The sequence below is a fragment of the Streptomyces barringtoniae genome (assembly GCF_020819595.1).
Lineage (GTDB): Bacteria > Actinomycetota > Actinomycetes > Streptomycetales > Streptomycetaceae > Streptomyces > Streptomyces barringtoniae.
In genome coordinates this window covers 1-25,931 of record NZ_JAJHNP010000023.1, presented here as the reverse complement: position 1 = coordinate 25,931, position 25,931 = coordinate 1, and the positions used below count along the sequence as shown (strand labels likewise).

At 71.7% G+C, this 25,931-nt stretch carries 24 protein-coding genes and 1 pseudogene; 9 read left to right on the top strand and 16 right to left on the bottom strand.

Annotation, left to right across the window (positions count from 1 at the left end):
• Complete coding sequence (locus LMU33_RS32885; RefSeq protein WP_228624436.1) at positions 1 to 207, bottom strand: hypothetical protein; 207 nt, start codon at positions 205 to 207, stop codon at positions 1 to 3.
• A 445-nt stretch (positions 208 to 652) separates the two neighbouring features.
• Between LMU33_RS32885 and LMU33_RS32880 the strand changes: the two genes are divergently transcribed.
• The 6 genes and pseudogenes from LMU33_RS32880 to LMU33_RS32855 all read left to right on the top strand — a co-directional run.
• Positions 653 to 1,618, top strand: a complete 966-nt coding sequence (locus tag LMU33_RS32880) for a cucumopine synthase-related protein (protein WP_228624435.1) — start codon at positions 653 to 655, stop codon at positions 1,616 to 1,618.
• Positions 1,615 to 2,688 carry an NAD(P)/FAD-dependent oxidoreductase gene (locus tag LMU33_RS32875; protein WP_228624434.1) on the top strand — a complete coding sequence of 358 codons (1,074 nt, stop codon included), beginning with the start codon at positions 1,615 to 1,617 and terminating at the stop codon, positions 2,686 to 2,688. Before LMU33_RS32880 ends, LMU33_RS32875 begins: the two co-directional genes overlap by 4 nt.
• Positions 2,685 to 4,502 (top strand): carbamoyltransferase family protein, encoded by a 1,818-nt coding sequence (locus tag LMU33_RS32870; RefSeq protein ID WP_228624433.1) that lies wholly within the window; start codon positions 2,685 to 2,687, stop codon positions 4,500 to 4,502. Before LMU33_RS32875 ends, LMU33_RS32870 begins: the two co-directional genes overlap by 4 nt.
• Before the next feature lie 128 nt (positions 4,503 to 4,630).
• Complete coding sequence (locus LMU33_RS32865; RefSeq protein ID WP_228624432.1) at positions 4,631 to 5,134, top strand: nucleoside deaminase; 504 nt, start codon at positions 4,631 to 4,633, stop codon at positions 5,132 to 5,134.
• Positions 5,135 to 5,148: 14 nt separating this feature from the next.
• Positions 5,149 to 5,619 carry an SRPBCC family protein gene (locus LMU33_RS32860; RefSeq protein ID WP_228624431.1) on the top strand — a complete coding sequence of 157 codons (471 nt, stop codon included), beginning with the start codon at positions 5,149 to 5,151 and terminating at the stop codon, positions 5,617 to 5,619.
• A gap of 72 nt (positions 5,620 to 5,691) precedes the next feature.
• A pseudogene (locus tag LMU33_RS32855) lies at positions 5,692 to 6,348 on the top strand (histidine phosphatase family protein); the annotation flags it as partial.
• Positions 6,349 to 6,354: 6 nt separating this feature from the next.
• Here the strand turns inward: LMU33_RS32855 and LMU33_RS32850 are convergent.
• Both LMU33_RS32850 and LMU33_RS32845 read right to left on the bottom strand, forming a co-directional pair.
• Positions 6,355 to 7,221, bottom strand: a complete 867-nt coding sequence (locus LMU33_RS32850; protein ID WP_228624430.1) for an RNA polymerase sigma-70 factor — start codon at positions 7,219 to 7,221, stop codon at positions 6,355 to 6,357.
• On the bottom strand, positions 7,218 to 7,784 hold the full coding sequence (locus LMU33_RS32845) for a carboxymuconolactone decarboxylase family protein (protein WP_228624429.1): 567 nt from the start codon (positions 7,782 to 7,784) through the stop codon (positions 7,218 to 7,220). Before LMU33_RS32845 ends, LMU33_RS32850 begins: the two co-directional genes overlap by 4 nt.
• 185 nt (positions 7,785 to 7,969) lie before the next feature.
• Here LMU33_RS32845 and LMU33_RS32840 point away from each other — a divergent pair, with 185 nt between their 5' ends.
• Positions 7,970 to 10,339, top strand: a complete 2,370-nt coding sequence (locus LMU33_RS32840; RefSeq protein ID WP_228624428.1) for an ATP-binding cassette domain-containing protein — start codon at positions 7,970 to 7,972, stop codon at positions 10,337 to 10,339.
• A gap of 59 nt (positions 10,340 to 10,398) precedes the next feature.
• Here the strand turns inward: LMU33_RS32840 and LMU33_RS32835 are convergent, their stop codons facing one another.
• From LMU33_RS32835 to LMU33_RS32800, 8 genes are all read right to left on the bottom strand, one after another.
• Positions 10,399 to 10,797, bottom strand: a complete 399-nt coding sequence (locus tag LMU33_RS32835; RefSeq protein WP_228624427.1) for a DUF6817 domain-containing protein — start codon at positions 10,795 to 10,797, stop codon at positions 10,399 to 10,401.
• An 88-nt stretch (positions 10,798 to 10,885) separates the two neighbouring features.
• Entirely contained in the window at positions 10,886 to 11,362 is a 477-nt protein-coding gene (locus LMU33_RS32830) for an HAD domain-containing protein (RefSeq protein WP_228624426.1), read from the bottom strand.
• Between the two features lie 11 nt (positions 11,363 to 11,373).
• The gene (locus tag LMU33_RS32825; protein ID WP_228624425.1) at positions 11,374 to 11,997 is read right to left on the bottom strand and encodes an RraA family protein; all 624 of its coding nucleotides are present in this window, start codon (positions 11,995 to 11,997) and stop codon (positions 11,374 to 11,376) included.
• 41 nt (positions 11,998 to 12,038) lie between these two features.
• On the bottom strand, positions 12,039 to 14,069 hold the full coding sequence (locus tag LMU33_RS32820) for a HelD family protein (RefSeq protein ID WP_228624424.1): 2,031 nt from the start codon (positions 14,067 to 14,069) through the stop codon (positions 12,039 to 12,041).
• Positions 14,070 to 14,133: 64 nt separating this feature from the next.
• Positions 14,134 to 14,748 carry a TetR family transcriptional regulator gene (locus LMU33_RS32815; RefSeq protein WP_228624423.1) on the bottom strand — a complete coding sequence of 205 codons (615 nt, stop codon included), beginning with the start codon at positions 14,746 to 14,748 and terminating at the stop codon, positions 14,134 to 14,136.
• 272 nt (positions 14,749 to 15,020) lie between these two features.
• On the bottom strand, positions 15,021 to 17,153 hold the full coding sequence (locus tag LMU33_RS32810; RefSeq protein WP_228624422.1) for a phosphotransferase family protein: 2,133 nt from the start codon (positions 17,151 to 17,153) through the stop codon (positions 15,021 to 15,023).
• 531 nt (positions 17,154 to 17,684) lie between these two features.
• Entirely contained in the window at positions 17,685 to 18,548 is an 864-nt protein-coding gene (locus tag LMU33_RS32805; RefSeq protein ID WP_228624421.1) for an HAD family hydrolase, read from the bottom strand.
• Positions 18,497 to 19,378: a winged helix-turn-helix domain-containing protein gene (locus LMU33_RS32800; RefSeq protein ID WP_228624420.1), complete on the bottom strand. Its 882-nt coding sequence runs from the start codon at positions 19,376 to 19,378 to the stop codon at positions 18,497 to 18,499. The genes LMU33_RS32805 and LMU33_RS32800 overlap by 52 nt, the downstream gene beginning before the upstream one ends.
• 133 nt (positions 19,379 to 19,511) lie before the next feature.
• Here LMU33_RS32800 and LMU33_RS32795 point away from each other — a divergent pair, with 133 nt between their 5' ends.
• Positions 19,512 to 19,679 carry a hypothetical protein gene (locus LMU33_RS32795; RefSeq protein ID WP_228624419.1) on the top strand — a complete coding sequence of 56 codons (168 nt, stop codon included), beginning with the start codon at positions 19,512 to 19,514 and terminating at the stop codon, positions 19,677 to 19,679.
• 17 nt (positions 19,680 to 19,696) lie between these two features.
• Here LMU33_RS32795 and LMU33_RS32790 read toward each other — a convergent pair whose 3' ends face one another.
• From LMU33_RS32790 to LMU33_RS32775, 3 genes are all read right to left on the bottom strand, one after another.
• Complete coding sequence (locus LMU33_RS32790; RefSeq protein WP_228624418.1) at positions 19,697 to 20,611, bottom strand: GntR family transcriptional regulator; 915 nt, start codon at positions 20,609 to 20,611, stop codon at positions 19,697 to 19,699.
• Positions 20,612 to 20,929: 318 nt separating this feature from the next.
• Positions 20,930 to 22,168, bottom strand: coding sequence for a GNAT family N-acetyltransferase (locus LMU33_RS32785; protein WP_228624417.1), 1,239 nt, complete (start codon positions 22,166 to 22,168; stop codon positions 20,930 to 20,932).
• Positions 22,169 to 22,799: 631 nt separating this feature from the next.
• Positions 22,800 to 23,420, bottom strand: a complete 621-nt coding sequence (locus LMU33_RS32775; protein ID WP_228624416.1) for an RsiG family protein — start codon at positions 23,418 to 23,420, stop codon at positions 22,800 to 22,802.
• Between the two features lie 169 nt (positions 23,421 to 23,589).
• On the opposite strand from LMU33_RS32775, the gene dtd reads away from it, so the two are divergent.
• Positions 23,590 to 24,015 (top strand): D-aminoacyl-tRNA deacylase, encoded by a 426-nt coding sequence (gene dtd / locus LMU33_RS32770; RefSeq protein ID WP_067005370.1) that lies wholly within the window; start codon positions 23,590 to 23,592, stop codon positions 24,013 to 24,015.
• 30 nt (positions 24,016 to 24,045) lie between these two features.
• Here dtd and ygfZ read toward each other — a convergent pair whose 3' ends face one another.
• Both ygfZ and LMU33_RS32760 read right to left on the bottom strand, forming a co-directional pair.
• Complete coding sequence (gene ygfZ, locus LMU33_RS32765; RefSeq protein ID WP_228624415.1) at positions 24,046 to 25,011, bottom strand: CAF17-like 4Fe-4S cluster assembly/insertion protein YgfZ; 966 nt, start codon at positions 25,009 to 25,011, stop codon at positions 24,046 to 24,048.
• Between the two features lie 9 nt (positions 25,012 to 25,020).
• Entirely contained in the window at positions 25,021 to 25,458 is a 438-nt protein-coding gene (locus LMU33_RS32760; protein ID WP_228624414.1) for a Fur family transcriptional regulator, read from the bottom strand.
• Positions 25,459 to 25,931 lie beyond the last annotated feature (473 nt).

The following is a 25,931-nucleotide window of genomic DNA, read 5'->3' as shown; positions in this document are numbered from 1 at the left end:
TCAGCTCCTGCCGAATGTGAGCGCGGCCGGGGGCGGTGGCCACGGGCCGTACGGGGCTTGCGCCGCCACCACCTCGTAACACGGCCCGGCGACGGGGATCGCGCCGGCCGTCACGGGGACCGATCCAACCGCCGTCGACGTCATCGCCGCGGCCAGGAAGGTCAGTTGGGCCGGCGTCCCCGCGAGGGCGTCGGGGGTGCGGGACACGCCACTCCCGGCCATGTCGCCCACAGCATGTCCAGCGCCCCGCACGCGTGCAGCGTGCCGCGGCCCAGATACGTCGGGGGCCGGTGCCGGTTGGGAGTTTCCTCAGGCCGCGTGAGCGACCGGTTCTTGTAGGAGCCTACAAAGAGTCGGTCGTAGCCTGCGGATCCTTTCATACCTTCCATTCCTAGCTGACTGTACCGGACTGCCTGTGTACTCGTCGTACAAGTTGCAACGGAGCAAGGCGAGTTGCAGCGAACGGGGGATTGGTGCCGCGTGCCGCCTCCAGCCATGCCTTTCGACGGGCCGCTGGAGGCGAGGGCCCGGCATAGGACGCGACATTGCGGCGCGGGCTGTACCGGAGTGAGGGCTGCCACCGACACGGACCACTGTCGGCCGACCACAGCGCTCGATCCCCTGACCTTTCGTCAAACGAGGGAGAAGAGCCTTGAGCAAGTCGTTGACCGGTCGTCGTATCGAGATCGCCTGGCCCGACCTGGACATCACCGTCACCGCCGAACTCGACGACCGCAACACCGTGCTGGCCGACGCCCTGTGGGAGTCGCTGCCCTACCAGAGCCTTCAGGGGCACGCGCTGGTCGCGGGCCACCACCTCTACCACGCGGCGCCGATACCCTCGCTGCTGCACCTGCACGGGTCCACGCGCATCGACCGGCGCGAGGCCCCCGACGGCACCGTGTTCTGCTCCGCGCTCCAGCACCTGGGCATCAAGTACGGCACGCTGACCGAGCCGATGCAGGCCTCCCCCGTGGGGCGGATCCGCGAAGCGGACCTGCCCGCCCTGAACGAGGCCGGGCGCGCCGTGTGGGACGCGGTGTACTCCACGAAGAAGCCGATCCTGGCCGAGGTCCGCAGGGCGGGCGAGCCGGGCGGCCACCGCATCCCACGGCTGGCGGCCACCGACGCGGACGCCGGGCGGCTGATCGCCGACCTCCACGCCGAGACGGAGCGGATCTGGCTCGCCGAACCCGCCGAACTGGGCGACCTGCACCGGGGCCTGATCCCGTCCGGGGCCGGAACCCTGGAGACGGTTCTGCCCACGCTGCTGTTCGTCAACGGCGAGACCCGCCCGCTCGGCTACGCCTCCTACGGCGGCCTGGTGCGCGCCGTGCACACCGGCATGCCGACCGAGTCGCTGCGCCAGATGGCCCGGCTGCTGGTCGGGATCCCGGCCGAGTTCCTCGGCTACTGCGGGCTGGAGAAGCTGTGGGCGTTCACGCAGCGGTTCCTCGACTGCCTCGACCGGCTCGACCGCGACGACCTCCACGCGGTGGCCGGCCAGATGGCGCTCTACATCAACTGCCTGGGCGGCTGGAACCTGCACCTGTTCCCCTGGGACGCTGGCGACCACCTGCGCCAACAGCGCCCCGCCACCACGGGCGGCCGGTCGTGAGCGCGCTGCCACCGCGCACCGACGTCGTCGTGATCGGCGGCGGAGTCGTCGGCACGTCGGTCGCATGCCATCTCGCCGAGGCCGGTGTGGGCACCGTCCTGCTGGAGCGCGGCTCGCTCGGCTCCGGGGCGTCGGCGGCGACGGCGGGCGTGCTGCGCACCTACTTCCCCGGCGACCCGCACACCGGCGGCCTGGCCGTCCGCAGCATGGCCGCGTACCGGACGTTCGCCGAGCGGACCGGGACCCCCCTCGGTCTGGAGCGGGTCGGCTTCCTGGTCCTGTTCACGGAAGACGAGCAGGTGGAGGAATTCCACCGCACCCAGCCCGCGCAGCGTGCCGCGGGGGTGGAGGTCGAGTTCGTCGGGCCCGCCGAGGCGGTGAAGTACAACCCGCTGCTCTGCGAGCGGAGCATCATCGCCGCCGCGTGGTCGCCGCAGGCCTACGCCTGCGACCCGGCCGCGATCGTACGGGGCTACGCGGCCGCCGCGCTGGAGGCCGGTGCCGTGCTGTGCACGGAGGCGCCGGTGACCGGGATCGACCCCGACGGGCGCGTGCACACCACCCTGGGCAGCATCACCGCCGACACGGTCGTGTGCGCGGCCGGGCCGTGGGCGAAGCAGGTCGCCGCCATGGCCGGCGTCGACCTGCCCGTCACCTCGTACCCGATCGAGCTGCTGCTGACCGACCCGCCCGCCCCGCATCCGGGCACGCTGCCGATGACCCTGCACGCCGCGTCGGGTCTGCGGATCAGGTCGTGGAAGGACCGCATCCTGCTCGGCATGGGCCGCCCCCGCCCGGACGAGTCGCGCCGGACGTGGCTGAAGCGGCTGTCGCAGCAACTCGGCACCACCTACCCGGCGCTCGACGGCATCCGTGTGCACCGGGGGTGGAGCGGATCGTTCGACGGCAGCCCGAACGGCGCGGCGTTCATCGGCCGGCATCCCGCCCGCCCCTTCGTGTACGCGGCGGGGTTCTCCGGTCAGGGCCTGTGCCAGGCGCCCGCGGCCGGAGAAACCGTCCGCGATCTCGTCACCGGCGAGCAGCCCCGGACAGAAGGGAACCGGCCATGATTGTTCTGGGGTGCAACGGCTTCAGCGGCGTCTCCCGGATCTTCGCCGAGCGCTTCGGTGCGGTCGGCACCGAACGGCACTACCTCCTCGGCCACGACGCGGGCGCGGCCCTCCTCGTCGACGGCGAGCTGGTCGCCGCCGTGGAGGAGGAACGCCTGAACCGGGAGAAGAAGACCACCGACTTCCCCGCGGGCGCCATCGAGTGGTGTCTCGCCGAGGCCGGCGTGAAGCTCGCCGACGTCGACCTGATCGCCGTCCCGTGGGACTTCTCCGCCGGCGTCCTCGACGGCATGCTCTCCGACATCACGGCCGCGCCGATGCCGCCCGCGGCGAAGCTGGACCTCATCGACGGAATCGGCGCCCTGTACACCGGGGCCGTCAGCCACGACGCGATCCTCACCGACTTCGCGGCGCGCACCGGGTTCACACCCGACCCGGACAAGGTGGTGTTCGTACCGCACCACCTCGCCCACGCGACGACCGGCTACTACCTGGCGGGCATGCCCGACGCGGCGTTCCTGATCAGCGACGGCCGCGCCGAACGGTACTCGTCGCTGACCGGTGAGATCCGCGACGGCCGGATCACGGTGTTCGACGAGTCGGTCATCGGCGCGGAGCACTCGGTCGGCCTGCTGTTCGCGGCGATCACCCGCTTCCTGGGGTTCGTACCGAACAACGACGAGTACAAGGTCATGGGGCTGGCCGGATTCGCCGCCCCGCCGACAGCGAACCCGTTCCTCGAGCACCTGGTCGTACTCCACGGCGACGGCCGCTACACCTTCCGCCGGCCACTGGCCACGGACGACCCGCGGGGCCTGGACGCCCTGTTCGAGCGGCACTTCGGGCCCGTCCAGGACACCGTCGAGTACAAGGCCCGGGTGGCCGCCGCGGCGCAGCAGATGCTGGCCGTGGTCACCAGCCACCAACTGCGTGCGCTCGAAGCGAGGACGGACTGCGACCGTCTGCTGTTCGAGGGCGGGGTGGCACTGAACTGCCTGAACAACACACCCCTGTTCGAGGGCTCGCGGTTCAGCGACATGCACGTCAGCTTCGGCGCCAGCGACACGGGCATCACCATCGGCGCCGCGGTGCACGCCTGGCTCCAGCACCCCGACAGCACCGGCCGCGGTGGCAGGCAGGACGCCCCGGCGGTGACGCCGTACCTCGGACCGGCGTACGACGAGACAGCGATCGAGGAGGCCCTGCGCGAGGCCGGCGACCGGATCACCTGGCGTCGCCTCGACGACGGCGACGTGGTCGAGCAGGTCGCGCAGTTGCTCACCGAGAAGGTCGTCATCGGCTGGTTCGAGGGGCGGCTCGAGCACGGCCCCCGCGCACTCGGGCACCGCAGCATCCTCGCCAACCCCGGCTTCCCCGACATCAAGGACGTCATCAACACCCGGGTCAAGCACCGTGAGCCGTTCCGCCCGTTCGCGCCGCTCGTCCTCGAAGCGGACGCCTCCCGGGTCTTCGACATGGGCCGCAAGACCAGCTCGCCCTACATGACGTTCGTCTTCCCCGTACGACCCGAGTTCCGGGACGTCATTCCCGGGGCCGCCCACGTCGACGGCACCTCCCGGGTGCAGACCGTCACCGACTCCGCCACCCCGCGGCTCGCCGCGCTGCTGCGCCGCTTCACCGCCCTGACCGGCGTGCCGTGTCTGATCAACACCTCGTTCAACGTCGCGGGCGAACCGATCGTGTGCAGCCCCGCCGACGCCGTCAACTGCTTCCTGTCCACCGAGATCGACCACCTGATGCTCGGCAACCACCTCGTCACCAAGACGGAGGTCGCACGACCGGCCCGAACCTGACCCGCACCCCGGTCAGGCCGGGGCACCTGGCCGTCGCCCGATCCAGCGGGCGACCCCAGCCGGGGGTGGCCGCACCCACCCCGGCCCGCCACACCCACACCCACCCACCTGCCCGAGAAGGAGCAGTCATGACCGCGTACACCCAAGAGACCGGCGTCCAGGAGTTCGAGCGGGCCTGGCTGGAAGAGGCGATCCAGCTGGCCACCACCAGTGTCGCCAACGGCGGCGGCCCGTTCGGCGCGCTGATCGCCAAGGACGGCGAGATCATCGCGACCGGCAACAACCGGGTCACCTCGACCCTGGACCCGGTCGCGCACGCCGAAGTCAGCGCCATTCGCGCAGCCTGCCGGGAACTCGGCGTGTTCACGCTGGAGGGCTACACCCTGGTCACCTCGTGCGAGCCGTGCCCGATGTGTCTTTCCGCCGCGCTGTGGGCGCGCGTGGACCGGGTCGTGTTCGCCGCCGACCGGCACGACGCCGCGGTGGCCGGATTCGACGACCGCAGGTTCTACGACCTGTTCGAGAAGAAGCCCGCGTCGATGTGGCCGATGGCCGTCGAACGGCTGGACCTCCCCAACCGGACCGCCCCGTTCGACGCGTGGGTGGCCAAGGCCGACCGCGTCGACTACTGACGAGGAGCTCCCAGGTGGAGATCAAGCGGAAACACACCATGTACCACTCGACGGTGGTCGACGCCGACCCCGACGTCGTCTGGTCCGTCGTCCGCGACCCCATGCAGGTGGTGAGGATCGTCTCCGGGCCGGCGGTGAAGGACGTCGGCTGGGCGGAGGGCGGATCGGCCGACCGGGTCCCGGCGCGCTACGACTTCACCCTCGTGTTCAACGAAGGACTCGTCCAGCAGGAGGTCGCCGGACGCAACGAGGTGGACCGCTCCTCCACCTACCGTGCCGTCGCCCCGACCATGGGCATCGACAGCTACGCCGCCACCATCCGGGTCCGGCCGATCACCAACGAGCCGGGCCGCAGCTTCTTCGACTGGTCGCGGGAACTCGTGATCGCCGACGACGCCGAACCCGACGTGGTCGAGGCGATTGTCGCCATGATGGCGAAGCAGACCGACTCCGTTCGGGACCACTTCGCCGCACCCCGGAAGTAGCGGCGGGTGAACCAGGCGACGAGCACGTCCGAGGGGGCCGCCGCGGTGGCTCCCTCGGGCCGGTCCACCGGCACGGGCACACCGACCACGCTCCTGCTGCTGCGGCACGGCGAAACACTGCTGACGCCGCAGAAACGGATCTCCGGGAGCGGCGGCACGGACCTGGGCCTGTCGCAGGCCGGACGGCGACAGGCCCGCGCGGCAGCCGACCTGCTCGCCGCCCGGGGCGGGGTGCGGGCGGTCGTCACCTCGCCGCTGCGCCGCTGCCGGGAAACGGCCCACACGGTCGCCGCCCGGCTCGGCCTCACCCCCGGCATCGAACCGGACCTGCGGGAGGCGGACTTCGGCGCCTGGGAGGGCCTGACCTTCGCCCAGGTCCGCGAACGCCACCCCGACGACCTGGCCGCGTGGCTGGCCTCCCCCGAGGCTCCGCCCACCGGGGGCGGTGAACCGCTGGAGTCGGTGGCCGGACGGGTGTCCGCGGTACGCGACCGGCTCCTGGCCCAGCACACCGGGCAGACCGTGCTGGTCGTCTCGCACGTCGTCCCGCTGCGGACCCTCCTACGGCTGGCACTGGGCGCACCGCCCGAGTCGCTGTTCCGGATGGAACTGGCGGCGGCATCGCTGTCGGCGGTGGCGTACCGGGCGGACGGCGGCGCGTCGGTGCAACTCCTCAACGACACCCGGCACCTCGCCACAGGCGATTCCCGTCCGACTCACCTGACCTGAGCCCGCTCACCGGGCGAGTTCGGCCGGCTCGTCCAGGCGGGTCAGCTTGTGCGGGTTGCGGACCACGTGGATCCGGGTGATCCGGCCGTCCTCCACCGTGAGGCTCACGGTGCTCGGCTCGCCGTCGAAGTCGACGCGGCCGGCCGGGGCGCCGTTGAGCCACACCGCCGTCGTCTCCAGCGTGTCCACCAGCCGGTGTGCGCGCGCGAGCACCTCCGCGACCACGGCGGCCCCGTGGAACGGCGTCGTGGCTGCGGCCACCACCCCGCCCCCGTCGGTGACCATGACCACGTCCGGGGCCATGATCTCCAGCAGCTCCCCCAGCTGCCCGGTGCGCAGTGCGGCCAGGAAGCGGTCCACCACGGCCTGCTGCTCGGAGCGGGCCACCCGCACGCGCGGCCGCCGGGCCGCCACGTGTTCACGGGCGCGCCGCGCGATCTGCCGTACCGTGGCCGCCGTCTTCCCGACCGCCTCGCCGATCTCCCCGTACGGCAGCTCGAAGACCTCGCGCAGCACGAACACCGCCCGCTCGGTCGGTCCGAGGGTCTCCAGGACCGTCAGCATCGCGATCGACACGCTCTCCACGAGCTCGACGTCCTCGGCGACATCCGGGCTGGTCAGCAGCGGTTCCGGCAGCCACTCGCCGACGTACTCCTCGCGGCTGCGCGACAGGGTGCGCAGCCGGTTGAGCGCCTGCCGGGTGACGATCCGCACCAGGTACGCCCGCGCGTCGCGCACGCCGGACTGCTCGACGCCGGCCCACCGCAGCCAGGACTCCTGCAGCACGTCCTCGGCGTCGGCCGCCGAGCCGAGCATCTCGTAGGCGACCGTGAAGAGCAGGCTGCGGTGGGCGACGAAGGGATCCTCGGTCATGAAGCCGGCTTCTGCGCACGCGCGGCCAGGGGAATCTCGCAGGCGTCCGAGAAGCCCTGGGACCTGACCCCGAGAGCCGTGTTGTTCCTGGTCGCGAAGTTGGCGAAGGCGATCGACGCGGTGATCTCGACCAGCGCCGCCGCGCCGAGCGCGCCGAGCAGGCGCGCGGACAGCTCGTCGGTGACGGTCGGCGGCGTGACCGACATCGCCTCGGCGTACTCCATCACGTCCCGCTCCAGCGGGGTGAAGACGTCCGACTCCCGCCAGCGCGGCACCTGGCTGGCCTTGGCCAGGTCCAGGTTCTTGTTCTGCGCCTGGAAGTAGTTGACGTCGAGGCACCAGCTGCAGCCGACCAGTGCGGCCACCGCCATGTGCGCGAACGACTTCAGGCCCTCGTCGGCCCCGTCCCACGCGTTCACCCGGGCCCCCATCTCCTGGCTCGCCTCGGCGACCTTGCGGTTGTGCCACGTGGCCTGGAGGGGTTCGGGCACGGTGCCGAACTGCTCGATCAGGACTTCGGTGATCTCGGGGCCGAGCTCGGCCTTCGGGACGCGGAGCGTCATGGTGTCCTCCTCGTGCGACTCAATACGACTCATCTGCCGACCGGTTCGCCATGGCTCATGTGCTGACCGGTTCGCCATGAAGACACCGGCGGGCTCCCGGGTGTGACACCCGGCTCGTCGGGTCGTGGGATTGCCGTCAGGATTCGAGAAGCGCCGGTCGGACCGGCCCCGCTACCGTGACCGGCATGGACGACGCCACCGCACCGCACGCAGCCGACAGCCACGACCTGATCCGTGTGCACGGCGCCCGGGAGAACAACCTCAAGGACGTCAGCGTGGAGCTGCCCAAGCGCCGGCTGACCGTGTTCACCGGTGTGTCGGGCTCCGGCAAGAGCTCGCTGGTGTTCGACACGATCGCCGCGGAGTCGCAGCGGCTGATCAACGAGACGTACAGCGCGTTCGTACAGGGCTTCATGCCGACGCTCGCGCGCCCCGAGGTCGACGTTCTCGACGGGATCACCACCGCGATCATCGTGGACCAGCAGCGGATGGGCGCCGACCCCCGCTCCACGGTCGGTACCGCCACCGACGCCAACGCCATGCTCCGCATCCTGTTCAGCCGGCTCGGCAAGCCGCACATCGGCTCACCCAAGGCGTACTCCTTCAACGTCGCCTCCATCAGCGGTGCCGGTGCGGTCACCGTGGAGCGCGGCGGGCAGCAGGTGAAGGAGCGGCGCAGTTTCAGCATCACCGGCGGCATGTGCCCGCGCTGCGAGGGCCGGGGCACGGTCACCGACCTCGACCTCACCCAGCTCTTCGACGACTCCCTCTCCCTCAACGAGGGCGCGCTCACCGTCCCCGGCTACAAGACGGGCGGCTGGAACTACCGCCTCTACACCGAGTCCGGCCTGTACGACCCGGACAAGCCGATCCGCAGGTTCACCGAGCGGGAGCTGCACGACTTCCTGTACCGCGAGCCGACCCGGATGAAGATCGCGGGCATCAACATGACCTACGAGGGTCTGGTCCCGCGGATCCAGAAGTCGATGCTCGCCAAGGACAAGGAGGGCATGCAGCCGCACATCCGGGCGTTCGTGGACCGTGCGGTCACCTTCACCGTCTGCCCCGAGTGCGAGGGCACCCGGCTCACCGCGGCGGCCCGGTCCTCGAAGATCGACGGCGTCAGCATCGCCGACGCGTGCGCGATGCAGATCAGCGACCTGGCCGAGTGGGTACGAGGGCTCGCCGAGCCGACGGTGGCACCGCTCCTGGCCTCCCTGCGGCACACCCTCGAGTCGTTCGTGGAGATCGGCCTCGGCTATCTCTCGCTCGACCGGCCGGCGGGCACGCTGTCGGGCGGCGAGGCCCAGCGGGTGAAGATGATCCGCCACCTCGGCTCGTCGCTGACCGACGTGACGTACGTCTTCGACGAACCGACCATCGGCCTGCACCCGCACGACATCCAGCGGATGAACGAGCTGCTGCTGCGGCTGCGCGACAAGGGCAACACCGTGCTCGTCGTGGAGCACAAGCCGGAGGCGATCGCGATCGCCGACCATGTGGTCGACCTCGGTCCCGGCGCCGGTACGGCGGGCGGCACCGTCTGCTTCGAGGGCACGGTGGAGGAGCTGCGGGCCAGCGGCACCCTGACCGGCCGGCACCTGGACGACCGCGCGGCGGTCAAGGACACGGTGCGCAAGCCGACGGGGGCCCTGGAGATCAGGGGCGCGACGACGCACAACCTGCGGGACGTGGACGTCGACATCCCGCTGGGCGTCCTCTGCGTCGTCACCGGGGTGGCCGGCTCCGGCAAGAGCTCGCTGGTCCACGGGTCGATGCCGTCGGGCGCGGACGTCGTGTCCATCGACCAGACCCCGATCCGCGGCTCACGGCGCAGCAACCCGGCGACGTACACCGGACTGCTGGAGCCGATCCGCAAGGCGTTCGCCAAGGCCAACGGCGTCAAGCCGGCGCTGTTCAGCGCCAACTCCGAGGGCGCCTGCCCGACCTGCAACGGCGCCGGGGTCATCTACACCGACCTGGCGATGATGGCCGGTGTCGCTACGACCTGCGAGGAGTGCGAGGGCAAACGCTTCCAGGCCTCGGTTCTGGAGTACACCTTCGGCGGGCGGGACATCGCGGAGGTGCTGGCGATGTCGGTGACCGAGGCGGAGGAGTTCTTCGCCTCGGGTGAGGCGCGGGTCCCGGCGGCCCACAGGATCCTCGAGCGGATGTCGGACGTCGGCCTCGGCTACCTCACCCTGGGCCAGCCGCTCACCACGCTCTCCGGCGGCGAGCGCCAGCGCCTGAAGCTGGCCACGCACATGGCCGACAAGGGCGGAATCTACGTCCTCGACGAGCCGACCACCGGTCTCCACCTGGCCGACGTGGAACAGCTCCTCACCCTCCTGGACCGCCTGGTCGACTCCGGCAAGTCGGTCATCGTGGTCGAACACCATCAGGCGGTCATGGCACACGCCGACTGGATCATCGACCTCGGCCCCGGCGCCGGCCACGACGGCGGCCGCATCGTCTTCGAGGGCACCCCGTCCGACCTGGTCGAAGCACGCCCGACACTCACCGGCGAACATCTGGCGGCGTATGTCGGCGCGTGAGGGGCGGCTGACCTGTCCGGCCGGCACCGTCCCGCACGCCGACCGGGCCGCTGGGCTCATCAGGGGGCGGACGCGGGTGAAGAGGCCGAGGAGCCCCGCCGGCTGCGGAAGGCGGGGTCCAGGCGGGCCAGGTCGAGTTCGTTGGCGGCGGTCAGCTCGGCGAAGTCCCTGCGCGGTCCGGCCTCGGGGACGTGGGAACGGCAGGTGAAACGGTCCTGGAAGCCCCCGTCGTCCTCGGCGAGCGCCCGATAGGTGGCCTTGCGGCCGCAGAAGCCGTGCAGGTACCCGGGTGCCTCGGCCTCGGTACCGATGACGGCCGCCAGTTCGGCGCGGCGGTCGGGCGGCAACAGGGCGTCGGGACAGCCGTCGGTGCCGTAGCAGGCGTGCCACAGGACCGCGAGGCGGAGAGCCGGGCGCGCGCCTCCGTCCGCCAGCTGCCAGAAACGCGCGGGCAGCAACCCGGGAATCCGGTACGGGTCTCCTCCGTGCGTCGGCCCGAGGACATCGACCTGCCGATCATCCGGCGCCCGGCGCGGGGCGCGCCCCTCAGCAACCGACGCCCGCCAGCCACTCCTCCAGCACCCCGAAGTCGGCCTCCCCCAGCCCGTACCGGTGGTCGACCCGGTGCAGCAGGGCCGGGCCGGGGTGGTGGGCGGCTGTCCAGGCGCGGTCGGGGGCGGTGATCTCGTCGTCCAGCCAGATGAAGGGGCGCCCCGCCGCCCAGGCGAGCAGTGGCCGGGTCTTCCAGTGGAGCCGGCCGGGGGGCTCGTCCTCGTCCGGCCATGCCACGACCGGCAGCGGCGGCAGGCCCAGCCAGGGTGCGAGGACGGCGTTGGCCTCGTCCATCCAGGTCGTGGCCCACACCAGCGCACAGCCCAGCGCGGCCAGCCGGTGGCCCAGCGCCGGATTCACCCGGTTCAGCAGCGGGTGCGCGGCGACGGCGGCCGAGGGGCCGTCGTACAGCGGGTAGGGGCCCGCCCCGAACGGGATGAGCGGGCCGTCGACGTCGAGGAAGAGCAGCATCAGATCCAGGATCAGCCCTGGAAGCCCCGTGCGGCGAGGAGTTCGTCGATCCGGGCCCGGTGGGTCTTCTCCCGGTCGTCCAGGGTCTCCTCGGACTCCCTGGCGAGCTTGGCCCGTGCGGTGCGCAGGATCTCCTCCGCGCGGGCGGCCGGTACGGCGACCACGCCCTCCTCGTCGGCCACGACCACGTCCCCGGACTCCACCCGTACGCCCCCGCAGCGCACGGGCCGGTTCAGCGGCCGTACGGCCTTCTTGGCGCCGGGGATCGGGATGATGCCGCGGGCGAAGACGGGGAAGGCCGGATCCCGGACCTCGCCCAGGTCCCGGATCAGGCCGTCGGCGACGAACGCCGCCACCCCACGGCGCTGGGCGACCGCGCACACGTTGCCCCCGGCCGGCGCGTGGTCCAGGTCGCCGGACTCGACCACGACGACCGAGCCGGGCGCGGCGCGGTGGATGGCCGCGTGCCGCATGAGGTTGTCGCCGGGTGGGCAGCTGACGGTGAACGCCGGTCCGGCCACCCGCGGGACGGGCTGCCACAGCGGCCGTATGCCGATGTCCATGACCTGCTCGCGGCCGAGGAGGTCGGCGAGAGTCGTGGTGGGGACGTCCCTGAACGCTTCGGTCTCGGTCATGGCCCGCACGCTGTCCCCTGTCAGAACACGCCATCCCCTGTTCAGAAGGGGAGCGCACGGGCGTGGACCACGTCCAGGCGGGAGACCGCCCTCGTCAGCACGACGTACAGGCGATGCGCGCCGCGCTCCTCCGCCTCCGCCACCGCCGCCGGTTCCACGGCGACGACGTGGTCGTACTCCAGGCCCTTGACCATGCTCGCCGGGACCAGGGTCAGGCGGGCGCCGAGCGCGTCCGGGCCGGCCGGGTCGAGGCCGGCCGCCGTGAGCGCCTGCCGCACGGCGTCCAGGTCCGCGTCGGCCGCCACGACGCCCACCGAGCCCTCGTGGGCCAGCGCCTCGCGCACCGCGGTCACGGTCGTGCCCGGCACGTCGTCGGTCGGGCGCATCCTCAACGCGCCGTCCGCGCGCAGGGAGTGGGCCGGGGGTACCGACACGTCCAGGCGGGGCAGCAGGCGGTTGGCCAGGTCCACGACGGCCGCCGGCACCCGGAAGCCGGTGGTCAGCGGGACCACGGCCGCGTCCGGCCGGCCGAGGTGGCGCAGCTGGACCGACCAGTCGCGGGCGGCCCACGCGGTGGTGCCCTGGGCGAGGTCGCCGAGGACGGTCAGTGAGCCGAAGGCGGCGCGGCGGGCGATGGCCCGGCACTCCATGGGCGAGAGGTCCTGCGCCTCGTCGACGACGATGTGGCCGTAGCCCTCCGGGTGCTCGATCAGGCCGGCGAGCTCGTCCAGCAGGACCAGGTCGGCGGCCGACCAGCGGGCCGACTTGTACGAGCGCGGCGGGCGCGGCCACACCAGCGCCGCCTGCTCCTCGGGGTCCAGCAGGCCGTCGGCGGTTCGCGCCAACTCCGCCGGGTCGGTGAGGAGTTGGGCCAGCACCTCCTCGGGGCGGACCTTGGGCCAGACCAGGTCGAGGTGCTCGGTGAGGGGGCAGGCCCGTTCGACGCGGCGCACCCAGGAGGCGGGCAGGACCCCGGAGCGCCGTTCGGCCCGCTCGCGCAGCCGCCGTACCACCCGGGTGCGCACCCGCTCGCGGCCGATGGCGTACGGCGGCTCCTCGGTGCGCACCGCCTCGACGACGGCGGCCAGTTCCGCGGCGGGCACCCGCCACCAGCTGGAGCCGTCCTTCACGGCGAGGTCGGTCACGCCGTCGGTGGTGACCCTGCCGTACAGCGCCCGGCGCAGCACCTCGGCCATGCGGGCGTCGTGCTTGAGCGCCGCCGTGTCCGCCGGGTCGGTGCCGGTGACCGGGTGCCGGGCGATCTCCTCCAGGAGCGTCGACTGGCTCACGCCGGTCTCGCCGAGCGAGGGCAGCACCTCGGCGATGTAGTGCAGGAACGTGCGGTTGGGGCCGAGGATCAGCAGTCCGGCGCGCTGGAGCCGCTTGGGATGGGTGTACAGCAGGTACGCGGCGCGGTGCAGGCCCACGGCGGTCTTGCCGGTGCCGGGAGCGCCCTGGACGCACACCGAGTCGGTGAGGGCGGCGCGGACGAGGTCGTCCTGTTCGGGCTGGATGGTGGCGGCGATGTCCCGCATGGGTCCGACGCGGGGCCGCTCGATCTCGCGGGCGAGGATGTCGCTGGTCCGGGACTCGCCCCGGCCCAGGTGCTCGTCCTCCAGCCCGGTGAGGTCGGCGGAGGCGCCCCGGCTGCCCGGCGCCCAGCCGAACCGTCGCCGTACCTCGACGCCCCGCGGGTCGCGGGCGCCGGCCTGGTAGAAGGCGCGGGAGACGGGGGCCCGCCAGTCGACCACGAGCGGCGGGGCGGCCGGGTTCTCGGTGATGCGCAGGCGCCCCAGGTGGTAGCTCTGTCCGCCGTGCTCCGGGTCGGTGCCGGTGAAGTCCAGGCGGCCGAAGAACAGGGGGCCGGGCGGCAGTTCGCGCAGCGCCTTGGCCTGGCTGCGCAGGCGGTGGCCGAGGACCTCGGCGTCGGCTCCGGAGGCGGAGACGTCCTCGCCGATGACGACCTGTTCGGCGGCGCCCTCGACCATCGCGGCGAGGGCGGTGCGGCAGGTGTCGTGGTAGGCGCGCTCGGTGTGCAGGGTGTCCGTGAGGGCGGGGTCGAGTGACGTCATGACGCCAGCGTACCGCCATAACGTGACCGAGTTATATTTTTAACCGAGTCTCACGCACCGGTGCTCAGTCCTTGCGCCCCAGCTCCGGCAACCCCTTCCCCAGCCGCCGGAACGCCCGCTCGGCCGCCCGTACGGCCTCCGGTGCCACCTCCTCGATCCGCTCCCCCGCCGCGACCCGCCGCCAGTTCTCCTGGGCGAGGATGCGCTGTACGGCGATGATCTGCCCGGCGGCCAGCCGCGCGTCCAGTCCGCCGCCGAGCGCCTCGGCGAGCGCCGCCTCCGACCGCTCCAGATGGGAGTGCGCCCGCGCCACCAGGGCCGGGGTGCCGTAGAGCAGGGTGTGGAAGGCGAGCACCTCGGGGTGGTCGTTCAGCCCGGTGACCGGGTCGCGCCGCTCGAGACCGGCGAGGAAGTGCCGGCGCAGCGCGTCCACCGGATCGGCCGCACCGGCCACCACCCGCGCGGCCTCCGTCTCGTGGTCCGCGATCCGGTGCAGGACCAGGTCCTCCTTCGCCGGGAAGTACCGGAAGAGCGTCGGCTTGGAGATCCCGGCCGTCGCCGCGACCTCGGCCACGGACACCGCGTCGAAGCCCCGCTCCAGGAACAGCCGCACGGCGATGTCCGACACGTCCTGGTACATCTTCTGCTTCTTGCGCTCACGCAGGCCCATCTCACCCATGGGGCGAGCCTACGCAGCGCGGCGACCACCGGGACCCGGCCGGCACCGCCCTCGGACCGCCCCTCCCCGGCGGCGGCCGAGCCCTTCCTCGACCACACGTTCAGATCGGTCCGGTGCCCGAGCGGCGCAGCCGTGAGCCCGGACCGTCCCGCACCGAACCGCTCGGCCCTCCGGACACGCACGCCCCCTCCGCCCCTCCGCGCCGTTCCGCCCGGGACGGCCGACATCAAGTGCCCCCGGGTGTACGGGATTTCGGCTCCGTCATGGCCCCTCTATGCCAGGGCCCGGGCAAGATAGGGGTTCGCCGTCGGGCGGACGGGCAGGCCCAGTGAGCCCTTGGCCGCCGCCAGGGTCATGGCGTACGACTCCACGGCCCGGCGGACGTTGGGGGCGTCCAGGCTCGCGCCGGTGACCAGCCGGTCGAGGTCCACGTAGGCGGAGCGGACGATCTCGATCCACCGGTAGACCCGCCAGTCCTGCTGCCAGTCGCGGGTGTACGCGAGGGGCATCAGGGACTGCCAGCGGCGGAACATCCGGTCCCGGATCTCCGGCCGGGTCGGCGTCAGGTGCATGTGTCTGACCAGGTCGTACAGGGGATCGCCCACGGCCGCCAGCTCCCAGTCGATGAGGGTGAGCGCGAGGGCGTCGTCACGGCGCACGAGGTTCCACGGATTCAGGTCGCCGTGCAGCAGCGTCTGCTTGCGCGGGCTCACGTCGTGCCGGGCCAGCATCTGCCGGAGCCGGTCCGCCTCGGGCAGGCCGAGCAGCCGGGCCAGCTGCTGGGACTCCTTGGGCAGGCCCCGCACCAGCGCCACGAGCTGGTCCGCCAGCCAGCCGTAGAAACCGAAGTCCCGCTCGCCGGCCGCGGGGTCGAGCTCGGTGTAGTCCACGTCCTTCAGCGCGCAGAGCTGGTCGACCAGCCGGTCCGCCTCGTGCGGGAGCAGTCCGTGCACGGGGTGGTCGGGCGGCCGGTTGGTGTCGAGCGGCCCCTCGTAGGTGTGGATGGCGAAGCTGTCCTTCCGGAATTTCCCGGGATAGCTCTCGCCCAGGGCGAGAATCCTCGGCGCCGCCACCGGAACCCCCGAATCCTCGATGGCCCGCAGCACCGCGTGCTCGCTGAGAAAACTGCGTTCGCGCCGGCAGACGTTCGCCACCTTTCGCCGCACCACGACGGGGAATTCGATGCCGGGAACCCGGACCACGGAATTCAGGTGGGCCGTTCCCTTGAACACCCGGCCGGCCGGAGCGGCGCCCTCCGCATGCAGCGCCGCGTGCACGGCCGAATAGGGGAAGTCCCGGTGCTCGGGCACCCGTCTGTCCGGGTTCCAGGAAGGCAGGACGAAAGCGGAGAACAGACCCTTGCGCGCCTTCCCCCGGGAGACGCGCCAGCGGAACAGGACCCGCTCGATCTCCGCCTCACCGGGCAGGCTGCGCAGGTTCAGCGGTTCCTGGGCCGCCTCCAGGGCACGGCACACCTGCCCCGTGGCATGGTCCAGCCCCTGCTGGTCGAACGCCTCGTCCAGGGAGACCGCGGCGCGCATGACGTCCGGGTACACCGACTGCGCCCACTCGAAGGCGATGTAGTGGCGCAGATCCTTGGTCAGTCCGTTGACGGCCCCGGGGCGGATCCGCTGCATGGCCTCGGCCCAGGCGTCGATCACCTCCGACCACTGATGCCTCGGGTAGCGCATGCGCACGAGATGGGTCGCCAGGTCGTGCAGCGGGTCGCCGTACGTCGCCAGCTCCCAGTCGACGCAGATCAACGGCGGTTCCCCGGCATACGTCATGATCAGGTTGTCGCGGTGCAGATCGGCGTGGAGCAGGCTGTACGGCCGGCGCGCCATCGGCGGCACCCGCTGGGCCAGCCGGAGGAGAGCGTCCTCCGGGACGCCGAGCGCCGCGAACAGGCCGCCGAACGCCCTCCAGTTGGGCCGGCGGATCTGCTGGTCGGCGAGGTGCGCCAGGGTCTGCAGAAAGCCCTGGCTGTCCTGGTCGTTGCTGGGCCAGCCGGCCGGAAGCGGCGGCAGCGCGCGCCGGCGCACCTGCGCCATCTGGGCGAGCAGCCCGGCGAGCGCCTTGATCAGCAGTGCGTCGACGGGCTTGCCGTCGCCGCAGACGCTGGACAGCGGCACGCCTTCCACATGGCTGTGGATGGCGAACCCCTCCCCCTCCGCGAGGCACTCCGGCACGTGTGGCAGGACGCCCCTGACCGCCCGGAGGATCTCCGCCTCGTTGGCCCACGTCCTGATCACCACCGGCAGCGCCGCCGCGCGCCGGATCCGCACGGTCACCGGCGTCCCCGCGTCCCGGCCCAGGAGCTGCGCCATCGGCAGGGTGAGCGGGATCCGGTAGTTGTCGTTGTGGTGGCCGCTGCTCAGCTGGCCCCCTCGCGTGGCGAGGCCCACAAAACCTTCGTACAGCGCATGCACTGTGCCGGGTCCGGCGCGTTCCCCGCGAAAGAGGCGGGGAACGGAGGGTGCGCCCACTGGCCGCTCCGAAAATACTCGCGCTGGTGGAAAGTATGGCAAACGATAAACGCGGGTGTCTGTCCGCACGACCGGAACAGAGGTCGAGTAGCCACAACGGGTGTGTTCGGCGCTCGTCTGCGTCAGGCCGATTCGGGTTGGCACGTTTGCCATCCCGTACGTACGAACGGGAGCGGTTGCTCACGCGGTGCGCGCATGCTACAGCACGGCGCTCGAGGCCCCCTCGAACGGCGTGGGCTACTGCTGCACGGGCTTCGCGGCCTCGTCCGTCAGCAGCTCCCACGTGGCCTCGAAGCACGTCGTCATGCTGTCCACGAAGGTCGACCCCGGCGAGTTGGCGCGGCTGTCGCGGACGGGGCGCGGGAATGCCGGTGTCGCTGACGGCCTGGACCCGCAGGCGGGGGCGGCGCGCGGCGCGGGCCGGGGTTCCGGATGCCGGCCGGCCCGCCGTCACCGGCCGCGCAGCACGCGCAGCAGCGGCTCCAGTGATGCGACCACGCACCCGGCTCCGGCCTCCCGCAAAACCTTCCCCTTCCGTTCGTTACGCGCGTAGCCGAGAAACGGCACGCCGGCGTCGTTCGCGGCGGCGAGGTCGGAGGGCGAATCGCCGATCATCAGGGCCGCCGAGGGGGCGGAGCCCGTCGCGGCCAGCGCCCGGTTGAGGCAGTGCGGGTCGGGCTTGAGCAGGTGCAGGTCGGTCGTGCGACCGTAGATGTGAGGGGCGAAGCAGGCGGTGAGACCGCGGCCCCGCAGATAGGCGCGGACCACTCTGGGGGAGTTGTTGGTGGTGATGGCCAGGCGGGAGCCGACCGCGGTCCACGTGCGTATCAGCGGGTCGGCGTAGGGGGTGGGCAGCGCGGAGCCGGCGGCCCGCAACTCCTCCTGGGTGAGACGTTCCTCCAACTCGGCCACGAGGTCGCTGCCGGGGTGCCGGCGGTCCACGGCGCGCAGCACCACGTGCGGGTCCAGCGAGTCGCGCTCGGAGTCGCTGAGCAGGTTGTGCAGCCCGCGCCCGGCCAGCCAGTCCACCAGCTCGGCCGCGACGCGTTCCGCCCTGTGGCGCGCGAACAGCCGGCAGATCGGTCCGTCGAAGTCCCACAGGACCACCCGGGCAGCTCCGGTCAGATCCCGGAGCCGGTCGATCTCGTTCGCGGTCTGTTCGGTCTGCGTCGTCCCGGTCTGCGTCGCCTCGGTCAGCGCCGTCTCGGTCGGCGCCGTCTCGGTCAGCGCCGTCTCGGTCTGCGTCGTCGCATCAGAAGTCACTAGGAGAGTGTCAGGTCCGTGGTGATGGTTTCCCAGAGGGCGTCGAACCACTTCTGCGATTGCTCCACGAACGCCGCGTCCCGCTGACCGGCCCGCTGCTCGAAGGAGAACAGCAGCGACTCCGAGCCCAGGGTGTCCCACATCTGAAGCGTCCCGCTCTCGGTGGGCTCCTCCCGTCGCGCGATCATGTAGTGCGCGAACAGCGCCTCCACCCCGTTGAGCAGGTACAGCTTCACCGGCGGGGTGAACGGCAGCGCCCGGAAGGTGACATGGACGTCGATGCCGTGGGTGCCGCGCAGCGCCTGGAGGTTGTACTGCAGCACCTGGCCCTGGGCGTTGCGCATGGCCAGCCAGCGCTGGTGGACGGCGTCGTCCTCCTCGCTGCCGGCGTCGACCGAGACCGGGAAGGCGAGGTTGATGTCGCGGGACGGCAGCAGGATGCGGGCGTCGATCCGCTCGGGGTGCAGCCGGCCCTCGTGGACCAGGCGCAGCGCCTCGCCGAGCGCGGGGATCAGGCTCTGCGCGGTCAGGCAGACGGCGTCGATGCGCACGTGCGGTGCCGAGAACGCCTCGGTCAGCCGGGGTGCGAGCGCCACCATGGTCGGCTGCGGCTCCCCGCGCGCGGGCGCCGGCTCGGCGACCCGCGGCGGGCTGCCCTTGCTGACGTCGGCGAGCAGCCCGTCCTCCTGGAGCACGCGCAGCGCCTGGCGTACGGCACCCCGCTCGACGCCGAACTCCCCGGCCAGCTCGGCCTGGGTGGGCAGCCGCTCGCCGGGCTGCAGCTCGCCGCTGCGGATCCGCTCGCGCAGGGTGCCGGCGATCTCCTGGGGAGTGAGCCTCCTGCCGCCGTTCACTGCCACATGCTCCTGAGTCACGACCAAACGCTACAACTTTGATCCATCTTTGGGGAGTTGCCTGGGAGTTGTTTATGAACTGGTACCAAGTGGGGACAACTTAAGTGGAGTTGGTTGCCAACTTTTGCGAGTTGGCCAATCTTCGTTAGGGGGAACCGCCGTGCCTGCCCTCGCTTTCCTCATCGAGCAACTGGTCCAGTGGAAGTACGGCGTCGTCGGCGCCGTGGGCATGCTGCTGTTCACGGGCGGCATCGAGACCAGGAGCCACAAGGCCACTTCCGCCGGCGCCGTACTGCTCGCCGTGCTCCTCGCGGGCCCGGCGCTGTGACCCTCCGGGGCCCGGCCCTATGAATGCAGCAGGAGATCCGAACTGATCGTCTCCCACAGCGCGTCGAACCACAGCCGCGACTGCTCCACGAACGCGGCGTCCCGCCGCCCGGCACGCCGCTCGAAGGCGAACAGCATCGAGCGCGTGCCGTCGGTGTCGTACAGCTCCAGGTGCTCGTGCTCGATCTCCCGCTCGCGGCGCTTGAGCGTGTAGTACGCGAACAGCGCCTCGGAGCCGTTGAGCAGGTACAGCTTGACCGGCGGGGTGAACGGCAGGGCGCGGAAGGAGACCCGGACGTCGACGCCGTGCGTGGTGCACAGGGCCAGCAGGTTCTGCCGCAGCACCATGCCCTGGGCGTTGCGCTGGGCCAGCCAGCGCCGGTGCAGCAGACCGTGGTCGTCGGCGGCCACCGGGGCCGGGAAGGCAAGGTCGATGTCCCGGCTGGGCAGCAGCACCCGCACATCGATCTTGGCCGGTTTCAGCCGTCCCGCGTGGATCTGCCGGAGCGGCTCGCCGACGGCCAGCGTGAGCGAGACCGAGGTCAGGCAGAGCGCGTCGATCCGCACGTGAGGGGCGGCGAAAGCCTCCGCTATCCGGGGTGCGAGGCCGACCATCGTGGGCTGCGGCGGCGCCGCCGGTCCGGTCGGCAGCCGGGCCGGGCCGGGCACCGCCGCCACGGTGGCCGGGCTGCCCTTGGAGACGTTGGTGAGCAGATGCTCCGACTGCAGGATGCGCAGGGCCTGGCGCACGGCGCCGCGTTCGACGCCGAACTCGACGGCCAGCTCCGCCTGCGTGGGCATGCGCTGTCCCGGCCGCAGCACACCGGTTCTGATCCGGCTGCGCAGTTCGTCGGCGATGTCGCGATGGGACGTGTGGGGCCGCTGTGACCTCGTCCGTCCACTGGCGGAGGCGTGCTCCGGGTCCACGGACAAACACTACAACTTCCCGCCAAGTTCCGGCAGTTCATCGACAGCTGGTTATGAGCCGCTTCCCAACGGAGATAAGTACAGTGAAGTTGGCTGCCAACTTGCAGGACATGGTCAAGCTTCCCAGCGGTTGGCCGACCGGGCTCCCTTCCGGAGGGGAGCCGGGAGCCCGGACAGGGGACGGCCAACGAAAGCGCACAGTCACAACTGAACACGACATCGCACAGCCACAACTGAACACCGCCGGCACAGCCACAACTGAACAGCTCGCTACGGATGCACAGTCAGGGTTGCCGGGAGGAAGGAACCGTCAGCAGGGAGCGGTCAGAAGATGTCCGGGCACCAAGGACGCCCGGGCGCGCGGAACAGGGCGTCGGCCTTCCGGGCGGCGCCCTCTCGCTCTTCCCGCACCCGCCCGAGCGCCGCGAGCCGCAGCACGGACTCGCCGCCGAGCCATACCGAGGCCAACTCGCCGACGCCCAGCGTGAGATCGGCGCCCTCGGTGCTCGCCGGGACACAGGACGCCCCCTCGGGCGAGACTTCCAGCCGGAACCGGCCCCCGGCCAGTCCCTGGCCGTCGACGACCTCCAGGACCAGCGTGGCCGTCGCGTCGTACGTCCGTGCCTCCAGGGCCCGTACGACATCCAGGATCCGCACCCACAGCCAGTCCGCGTGCCCGGTGATCCGGGCGGCGCGCGGATCGGGGAGGTAGTACGGCAGCAGGTCGTCGGGTCCGCGGAAGCCGCTCTTGACCTTGGTGATCCAGTCGATCGAACACAGGTAGTGCCACAGGGCGCGCTCGGCCGCCGCAGTGGTGGCGGTGAGCCTGAGCACGGAGGCGGTCTGGTCCGGCTGCTTGCCGTTCCAGGTCTCGTCGGACTTGTACGCCACCAGGCCCTGGACCTCGCCGTCGGCCGCGCGATGGACGGCGTAGAACGGCTCGGTCCAGTCGGCGCGGAAGCGGACGGCGCCGGTGTTCGCCTGCCACCACAGGTCGCTGCGACTGACCGCGCCGGGCTGGGCGCGACGGAACCGCTCGTAGAACTCCGGGCCCAGCTTGCGGACCTCCGCGCCGTCCACGAGGTCGATACGGCCCCCGTCGTCCGGGCCCGACCAGCGCGGGTCGAGGCCGGCCCGGGGCACCTCGACGGTCCACTGGGTCGACCAGGTGGCCGGGCCGAAGCCGTAGCGGCCGTAGATCGGGTACTCGGCGGCGATCAGCGTGGCGACCACGTCGCCGCGTTCCTTCGCCGCCGCGAGGTCCTGGTTCATCATGCGGGTGAGCAGGCCACGGCGGCGGTGGGTGGGGCTGACGGTGACATTGCTGATCGCGTCCGCCGGGACCGACCCGCCGCCCACCGCGGTGAGTTCCTGCGCGAAGGAGCGGAAGGTGGCGACGCACCGGCCGCGGTCGAAGGCACCGAGCAGCCGGCCCGGCACGAACTGCAGTCGCCGGGCGTCGAGTTGCTCGGGCGCCAGGGCGGGTGGCTCCAGGAACCCGGTGGCCAGCGCGCGCTGCCAGTCCTCGAAGTCGGCCTCGGTGACTATCCGGACGTCGCTCATGCACTCACGGTAGGCGGACGCCCGCCCGGGTGTCCTCCCGTTTTTCCCCACCCACGTCCACCACCCCGCCGCCGTCCCCGCTCGGCAGTCTCTGTCCCGGTCGTCCCCGTCCAGTCGCCTCCGTCCCGCCGTCCCCGTCCGGCCGCCTCCGCCCGGTCATCCCGTCCCGCCGTCCCCATCCGGCCGCCTCCGCCCCAGAGTTCCCCATCCCGTCGTCTCCGCCCGGGCAGCTCTGTTCGGGCGTCCCCCGTCCAGTCCTCTACGGCCCGCCCTCCCCGTCCGGCTGCCTCCTCCCATGTCATCCCCGTCCCGCGGTCCCCGTCCCGCCATCACCGCCCGGTCGTCTCTGTCCAGGTCTCCCCCGTCCAGTCCTCGGCGGCCCGACATCCCCGTCCGGCCGCCTCCGCCCGGTCATCCCCGTCCGGGCGTCCCCGTTCGAGCGCCTCTGCCCCGGCGTTCCCCAACCCGTCGTCTCGGCCCGGGCATCCCGTCCGGACATCTCCGTTTGGGCGCCTCTGCCCGAGCGTTCCCCATCCGGCCGTCCCCGCCCGGCTATCCCCGTCCGGGCGCCTCCGCCCCGGCGTTCCCCGTCCGACCGTCCCCGTTCAGTAGCCCTCGTCCAGTAGCCCCCTCAGATCAGTAGGTCCTCCACCTGTGCCTCTCCCTCGCGGTATCGGCGGGTGATCTCCGCGCTGCAGTCGTCGGTCGTGCGCTGCAGGCGCTGGCGGCGCTCGGAGACCTCCTGCTCGTAGCGGACCAGGCGCCCCATGGCCGTGGTCAGTTCGAGATCCGTGCGCGCCTGAAGGTCCGACAGCTCGACCTCGGCGAGCATCTCGGCGGCCAGCTGCCGGTACTCCTCGTTGTGCGGAGTGCCGAGCGTGACATGGCGGGCCGAGGAGCGGTGCCGGGCCGGGGCGTCCTTGAGGATCTCCGGGAGCCGGTCGACCACGGCAGCGTCCGCGGGCGCCGGCAGGGACGCGCGCCCGCGCCGGCACAGCTCCGCGCGCAGGATGTCGATCCGCCCCTGCAGCAGCCGCCGGACATAGCTGAGGTCCGCCTCGTCGCGCTGGGCGTCGCGGCGCAGGGTGCGCAGTTCGGGCAGGCTCAGCCGGGCCAGTTCGGGCTCGGGCGGCTCGGCGGCCAGCGCGGGGCCCGCCGGGGCCGACGGCACCGGTGGTGTGTCGGCGCGTTGGGCGGGCGGCCGGTACGTCCCCTGTGTTCCCACCGGCCCGCTGATACTCGGTGTGCTCATGTGCTTCTGACCGTCCCCTCGACCGGCGTGTGGAAGCATCGTGCCACCCCAACTGGCCACTAAGTGACCGAGTGCCCCCGAACGGCCCCAGATGGGGGGTAAGGGATCCATAAGGGATCTATGATTGGTCCTCTGTGACCTCGTACCGGCACCCGGCATGATGGTCCGCATGCGTGCGGTGGTGCAGAGAGTGGACGGCGCGAGCGTCGTCGTGGACGGCGAGACGGTCGGCGCGATCGAGGGCGAGGGTCTGTGCGTCCTGGTCGGGGTGACCCATGAGGACACCAAGGAGAAGGCGGCGCAGCTGGCCCGCAAGCTCTGGTCGATCCGCATGCTGCAGGACGAGAAGTCGTGCAGCGACATCGACGCCCCGCTGCTCGTCATCAGCCAGTTCACGCTGTACGGCGACGCCCGCAAGGGGCGCCGCCCTACGTGGAACGCGGCGGCGCCGGGTGATGTCGCCGAGCCGCTGGTCGATGAGGTGGTGGCCCGGTTGCGGGCGCTGGGCGCGACGGTGGCGACGGGGCGGTTCGGCGCGAAGATGCGGGTGTCCTTGACGAACGACGGCCCGTTCACGGTGCTGCTGGAGATCTAGGGCGCGGTTGGCGCATCGAAGACACGCGCCCTAGGGCTCGACCACGACCTCCTGCGCCGCCGCCGTCTCTCCGGCCAGGAGCCGCGCATCGAGCGGCACGTTCCGCTTGACCAGGGCCAGAGCCACCGGCCCCAGCTCGTGGTGCCGTACCGACGTCGTCACGAAACCGATCTTGCGGCCCTCGGGCCCCTCGTCCGCGAGCCGGATCTCCGTGCCCGGCACCGGCAGATGGACCTCGCTGCCGTCCAGGTGGAGGAAGACCAGCCGGCGCGGCGGCTTGCCCAGGTTCTGCACGCGGGCGACCGTCTCCTGGCCCCGGTAGCAGCCCTTCTGCAGGTGCACCGCCGAGCCGATCCAGCCCAGCTCGTGCGGGATCGTCCGGTGGTCGGTCTCGAAGCCGAGCCGGGGCCGGTGCTGCTCGACGCGCAGCGCCTCGTGGGCGAGGAGGCCGACGGCCGGGGCGTGCGCGGCCGCGAAGGACTCCAGGTCCTCGCGCGGCAGGAAGACATCACGGCCGTACGGCGTCTCGCGGACGACGACGCCCTCGGGCACCTCGGCGATGGACCCGGCGGGCAGGTGGACCACCGCGAAGTCGGCCGTCCGGTCGGCGACCTCCACGCGGTAGAAGAACTTCATCGACTCCAGGTAGGCGATCAGCGCGTCCTGTGTACCGGGCTCCACGTGCGCCCAGACGGTGCTGCCGTCGTCCACCAGGTACAGCGCGTGCTCGATGTGCCCGTGCGCGGAGAGGATCAGCGCCTCGGTGGCCTCACCGGCCGGCAGCTCGCTGACGTGCTGGGTGAGCAGAAGGTGCAGCCAGCTCAGCCGGTCCTCACCGCTGACGGTGACGACACCGCGGTGGGACAGGTCGACGAAACCGTTGCCGTCGGCGAGGGCGCGCTGCTCGCGGAACAGGTCGCCGTAGTGGGCGGCGACACCTTCGTCCACACCCTCGGCGGGGACGGCGCCGGGCAGGGACAGCAGAGGGCTCTTCATACCGCCACCCTACGACGTGGTAGTTGAACTCTTCAGCGAACAGTCCTTGCACCGGCCGAAGATCGCGAAGTGCTTCATGTCGGTGTCGAACCCGAACTGCTGCCGCAGCTTGGCGGTGAACTCGGCGGCGACCTCCATGTCGGCCTCGATCACGTTCTCGCAGTCGCGGCACACCAGGTGCAGATGGTGGTGGCGGTCGGCGAGGTGATACGTCGGCGCACCGTGCCCGAGGTGGGCGTGGCTGACCAGACCCAGCTCCTCCAGCAGCTCCAGCGTCCGGTAGACCGTGGAAATGTTGACCCCCGACGCCGTCTTCCTCACTTCCACGAGGATGTCGTCGGGGGTCGCGTGCTCAAGGGTGTCCACGGCTTCGAGGACAAGCTGGCGCTGCGGCGTCAGCCGGTAGCCGCGCTGCCTGAGGTCGCTCTTCCAGTCGGTGCTCACCACGCGGTCAAGTCTAGGTCCGACGGGTCCGGACTCGCCTGGGCGCCTTGAATTCAAGGGATAATCTGACAGGTTTTCTGCTGTACGAGCGGTTGGTTCGATAAGCGGTTATTCGGTGGGAATGCCGGGGTAGCTTGGCGGCGAACTCTTTGTCCTAGCTGAGGAGGAAGCCAATGCGTGCACGCAGAGCCCTGGCCATTGCGATCAGCACCCCGATCCTGCTCGCCGCAGTCGGGATGAGCGGTGCGTCCGCGGCGACCCGGCCCGGGCCCACCGCCGACCGGTCTGCACCTACGGCCGACCAGCCCGCCCCTGCGGCTGACCTGACTGCACCTGCCGCCGACAGTAAGCACAGCAGGCCCAGCAGGCACGCCCAGGCCCAAAAGGCCGCCGGAGACGAAATGGATCCGGAAGAAGGCCTCATCGGAGGTATCGCGGGTGAACTGCTGGGCCGCATGGGTCCCGGCGAGTCCTAG

Bases quoted from the DNA above. Each gene is read 5' to 3' on its own strand.
- LMU33_RS32870 (WP_228624433.1), top strand. From the start codon at position 2,685: ATGATTGTTCTGGGGTGCAACGGCTTCAGCGGCGTCTCCCGGATCTTC.
- LMU33_RS32815 (WP_228624423.1), bottom strand. From the start codon at position 14,748: ATGGGTGAGATGGGCCTGCGTGAGCGCAAGAAGCAGAAGATGTACCAG.
- dtd (WP_067005370.1), top strand. From the start codon at position 23,590: ATGCGTGCGGTGGTGCAGAGAGTGGACGGCGCGAGCGTCGTCGTGGAC.
- LMU33_RS32785 (WP_228624417.1), bottom strand. From the start codon at position 22,168: ATGAGCGACGTCCGGATAGTCACCGAGGCCGACTTCGAGGACTGGCAG.
- LMU33_RS32865 (WP_228624432.1), top strand. From the start codon at position 4,631: ATGACCGCGTACACCCAAGAGACCGGCGTCCAGGAGTTCGAGCGGGCC.
- LMU33_RS32775 (WP_228624416.1), bottom strand. From the start codon at position 23,420: ATGAGCACACCGAGTATCAGCGGGCCGGTGGGAACACAGGGGACGTAC.
- LMU33_RS32840 (WP_228624428.1), top strand. From the start codon at position 7,970: ATGGACGACGCCACCGCACCGCACGCAGCCGACAGCCACGACCTGATC.
- LMU33_RS32830 (WP_228624426.1), bottom strand. From the start codon at position 11,362: ATGCTGCTCTTCCTCGACGTCGACGGCCCGCTCATCCCGTTCGGGGCG.
- LMU33_RS32845 (WP_228624429.1), bottom strand. From the start codon at position 7,784: ATGACGCTCCGCGTCCCGAAGGCCGAGCTCGGCCCCGAGATCACCGAA.
- LMU33_RS32820 (WP_228624424.1), bottom strand. From the start codon at position 14,069: ATGACGTCACTCGACCCCGCCCTCACGGACACCCTGCACACCGAGCGC.
- LMU33_RS32825 (WP_228624425.1), bottom strand. From the start codon at position 11,997: ATGACCGAGACCGAAGCGTTCAGGGACGTCCCCACCACGACTCTCGCC.
- LMU33_RS32850 (WP_228624430.1), bottom strand. From the start codon at position 7,221: ATGACCGAGGATCCCTTCGTCGCCCACCGCAGCCTGCTCTTCACGGTC.
- ygfZ (WP_228624415.1), bottom strand. From the start codon at position 25,011: ATGAAGAGCCCTCTGCTGTCCCTGCCCGGCGCCGTCCCCGCCGAGGGT.